Raw genomic sequence first — 4,024 nt, 5'->3', positions numbered from 1 at the left:
CGGCCATGGTGACGGGCGGGGTGCTTGCGGGTCTGAATCTGACACCGACCGGCACGCCCACCCCGAGCGGTGGTGCCCAGTTCTTCATGGACCAGCTTGGGCAGAACCTCAAAGCCGGGGTGGCCAAGGCATTGATCAGCACAGCGATCAATGGGGGGAGTCTGGAGGACAGCCTGAAGGCCAACCTGACGACTGCCTTCATTGATACGGCTGCGGCGCAGGGGGCCAACTGGATAGGTGATGCAAACCTGGATACCTTTACCAACAAAATAGCGCACGCGCTCGCTGGCTGCGCAGCGGGCGCGGCAAGAGCGGGCAGCGAAGGCTGCGCGGCAGGGGCCATTGGCGCTGCTGTCGGAGAGATGGCGGCGGAGGCCTATGGACGGCACCCTGATACAGCGCAATTTGCGGGAATGATCAGCGCTATTGCTGCTGCGGTGGCTGGGGGCAATGCGGAGCAGATCAACCTGGCCAGTGCTGCTGGGGCCAATGCGGCTGCGAATAATTACGCAAGTCACAGTCCATATGCAAAAGTCAAAGCGGCTGTGGCAGCAGAAAACGCGAGGCTGACTGAACTGTGCGGCGCAAACTGCACACAAGCAGACTTCAACCGAATCGACAATCAGGTTCGACAAGTGGAGTTCGCCGCGACGATGATTGAGGTGAGCCAGAGAACTTCACTTACTCCTGCGCAGACCATACAGCTAGCCGAAACCGTAGCAGCCTTGTTGCCTTTCTACGGCACACCGATCGCGCTTTATCAGGCCATTAGTGGCCAGAGCCTGACGGGTACTGATCTTTCAGGAGCTGAAAGGTTTTTTAATGGGGTGGCGGCGGCCATTCCGATCGGCACTGTGGCTTATAAGCTGATTGGCGGCGCGGTTGCGGACATGCGCTTGGCAGCCAGCTTTGGCGGATTCAGCGCAGATGGCAAAGCGCTGATGGATTTCAGTAAACTCTCGAGCCAGCAAAAGGGTGTCGTCGGCGAATTGCTTGGGGCCAACACCGTGCAAAATGCCCTGCCAGGAGCTACCCGTCTTGGACGTCTAGGTGAAATCGGTAGCCAGGGCATTGACGATTTGTACAAGGTCACAAGCGCGAGTGCAGACTATGTGATCGTGGAGTACAAGTTTGGGAGTTCTGCACTCAAAACAACGGCAGATGGCGTGCAGATGAGTGATGGTTGGGTGTTGGGTAATGAAAGACTTTTTAATGCGGCAGGGAAAAATTCTACTGAGCAGGCTGCAATTGAAGTTGCGCTAAGGCAAGGGCGCATAGAAAAATGGGTGGTGCATACCGATCCTGCGGGGGGCACTTCAATTTGGATTGTGGATTCTGCTGGGAAGATCGCAAAGGCTGATTCCACCATAACAAGCAAACTGTTGGGTGGCCGGAAATGATGCGCGACGCCATTGGAACGATTGAATACTGGAATGAGTGGGTTGTTTTTGAGGCGGAGACGATAGCAAAATTCTCCAAGCTAAGAGAGGAACCTTCTGCAAATCCATCGTATGAACCGCAATTTGTTCGCGACCTCGCATTCAGGTATATGAAGCTGATGCTCCGCCGCTATTCCCGAGGCGATTCAACCGGCGAGCTCGCCCAGTATTTTGAGCCGTTGCTGCGCTTCTGGAAAGAATCTATGCAACTGGGTCAGTCAGTCTGGACGCCCGAGCAGCAACGCAAACGCCACACCTGGGCCATCAACTTCGAGCATTACAACGACAGTTTCTGGCTGGTGGCGCTGGCATTGTGTCTTGAGGTTTCCGACGATCAATGGGTTCACCTGCTGGATTTGATCGACAACGAAGGCGAGGACGCCTTGCTCGATCGCATCATCGCCACTCGCCAGCCGGGCAGAAAGATCGGCCCGTCACTGCTCTATCCGAAACCCTACGCCCGTCTACTCGAAGCCATCGATGCGCCAGCGCACAAACAGGCCAAGTTGCTTCAGAGATTCGTCGAGCATTGGTATGTGGAAATCGAAAATGCGCCTAGATCAGGCAAGCAGGCCCAGGGCTACCCGATCCGGCGCCCCTACTGGTATGGGTACCACACGCCAATGAAAGGCGGGTACTTCGGTTTCTGGTGCCTGGAAGCAGTCGCAGCAGCCAAAGCATTCGGTCTGGATGACAGCCTGTGCGTCGGCCACCCGCACTACCCTGGCGACCTGTTGCGCGGCAACGTGGTCACACCTGCCAATGCAAGCCGGTTGCCGGCGCAACTGGTGAAGTCGCTCAATGCACCTGAGCCGATGCCCGTTGGCACTCCTGAGCAAATTTCGAATTGGGAGGCTTTCAAACGGGTGATTGTCAACAAGCTGAGGCCTTATTGATCCGGCCCTGTGAAGTCATATGTTTTTCGATTTTCCCTGCAAGCGGAGTCGTCAGCTTGCGATGGGTAAGCCCTTTACTTCAGATGCCGCGTTGACGAATATAGTAGAGAAGCTGTACCGACCGAATGCCACCATAGGTAGTGGTAGTACCGCTGCTGCGGTGAGAGTGGAGTTGGCGACTGGCCAGCCCGTTGGCGGTGCATTCCATTCACAGAAGGCCGCAGACGGGATTACTTCGTTACAGACATGGCTAGCAAAAAATCCTACGGCAAGTGCTGCAGATCGTGCAGCGGCCGAAAACATAATGCGGGACATGAGCAACGCACTGAGGGGCCTCTAATGAATATGAGTTGCCAAAATTTTGTTAACGAGATCGTTGCACTATCGGAGGGTATGCAGGTTAGCCATCGCGAGACCGTAGAGTACTTTTCTCCCAACGAGCCTCCTGTCACGGCGTTGTTTGCAGCTATTGGAGACCGAATTGCAAAAGACTTTGACGGCACCAGCGCGGATGTAAACCAGCGCGTGTTTGGCTTAATAGAGGATGCAATGGCCGGCGAGAGTATTCAATTAATGACTGCTGTAGCAACAGGTTTAATCGAGGCCCTTGCAACTCAGAAGGATCGAAATGAAGGCTTGTGGTTGCGTATTTCGCCCATGTTAGGTACGCGGTCGTTGTATCACGCCAAGGCTTGGTTGGAATCGTGAGGCTGCCGCTAGTAACCTGTCGTAGAGGCCTTCTTTTCCAAACCATCAGCTTCCCAAATCGCTGCCTCTTCTTCATGCCTTAGAACGGCACAAGCTCTGCCCGATTTGTCGCGACCACCGCAAAGACTGTTTCACAGAAACTTATACCTCAAATGCCGAATGCATATTCCGAACGAAATCAGCACCTCGCCCTTTAAATTCGGCAATAGTTAGCTATTGTTTTTATAGTGCGTTGGGAAGCGAATATCCAAAGTTATTTTAGTAGCGAAGTCACCGACACCATGACCCTTGTCGCCAGCGACGCCCTGCTCAGCACCAGCGCCGCCGGCGCGGGCAACTACCAATACACCGGCATAGACCGCATAGCCGGTCTGTACGTGACTGCCCCAGGCGGCACCCTGCTGGCCAGCGCCGGGCGCGACATCAACCTCCTGGCCGCCCAGCTGCTCAACGACGCCCCCACCGCAGCAGGGCAACCTGCGGGCAGCACCACCCTCACAGCCGGGCGCGACATCCATCTGGGCGCCATCAACCAGAGCGAACAAAGCAACGCCACCCTGGACCCGCGCAACTACATCCGCTTCGGCCAAAGCAGCGATGTAGGCACCACCATCGCAGGCCAGGGCAACGTCACCCTGATCGCCGGCAACAACCTGACCGCCAAAGCCGCAGACATCACCAGCGAACAAGGCGCAGCAGGCCTGTACGCCGGCAACGACATCACCCTGCTGGCAGGAGCTGCCACCCGCAACATGTCCACCGCCTCCTTTGCCGAGGGCAGCAGTTTCTTCAGCTCCGGCAGCACCGAGATCAAAAACCACCAGTCGGTCAGCACTGCCCAAGTCACCACCATCAAGGGCGACAGCGCCAGCGTCTTTGCCGGACACGACGCCCTGCTCGAAGGCACCCGCATCATCGCCAGAGGCAACGCAACGGTAGCCGCCGGCAACAACCTCATCGCCGCAGCCGCCCAGGACAGCC

The 4,024-nt window shown here is 56.5% G+C and carries 4 protein-coding genes; all 4 read left to right on the top strand.

Features of this window, described 5'->3' with window-relative positions:
- On the top strand, positions 1-1,400 hold a 1,400-nt coding region (locus H0W47_RS18425), incomplete at its 5' end, for a DUF637 domain-containing protein (RefSeq protein WP_296927040.1).
- Positions 1,400-2,335 carry a PoNi-like cognate immunity protein gene (locus H0W47_RS18420; RefSeq protein ID WP_296927038.1) on the top strand — a complete coding sequence of 312 codons (936 nt, stop codon included), beginning with the start codon at positions 1,400-1,402 and terminating at the stop codon, positions 2,333-2,335. The genes H0W47_RS18425 and H0W47_RS18420, both read left to right, overlap by 1 nt.
- A 345-nt stretch (positions 2,336-2,680) precedes the next feature.
- Entirely contained in the window at positions 2,681-3,043 is a 363-nt protein-coding gene (locus tag H0W47_RS18415) for a hypothetical protein (RefSeq protein WP_296927036.1), read from the top strand.
- Between the two features lie 281 nt (positions 3,044-3,324).
- Positions 3,325-4,024 (top strand): hemagglutinin repeat-containing protein (locus H0W47_RS18410; RefSeq protein ID WP_296927034.1); only part of this gene is annotated, 700 nt, incomplete at its 3' end.

Source organism: Polaromonas sp. (assembly GCF_013817205.1).
In the GTDB taxonomy this organism is placed as follows: domain Bacteria; phylum Pseudomonadota; class Gammaproteobacteria; order Burkholderiales; family Burkholderiaceae_C; genus Polaromonas.
The sequence above is the reverse complement of the archived record's forward strand: the minus strand, read 5'-3'. Positions and strand labels throughout refer to the sequence as shown.

Excerpts from the sequence above, each read along its gene's own strand:
- H0W47_RS18420 (WP_296927038.1), top strand. The coding sequence starts at position 1,400 with ATGCGCGACGCCATTGGAACGATTGAATACTGGAATGAGTGGGTTGTT.
- H0W47_RS18415 (WP_296927036.1), top strand. The coding sequence starts at position 2,681 with ATGAGTTGCCAAAATTTTGTTAACGAGATCGTTGCACTATCGGAGGGT.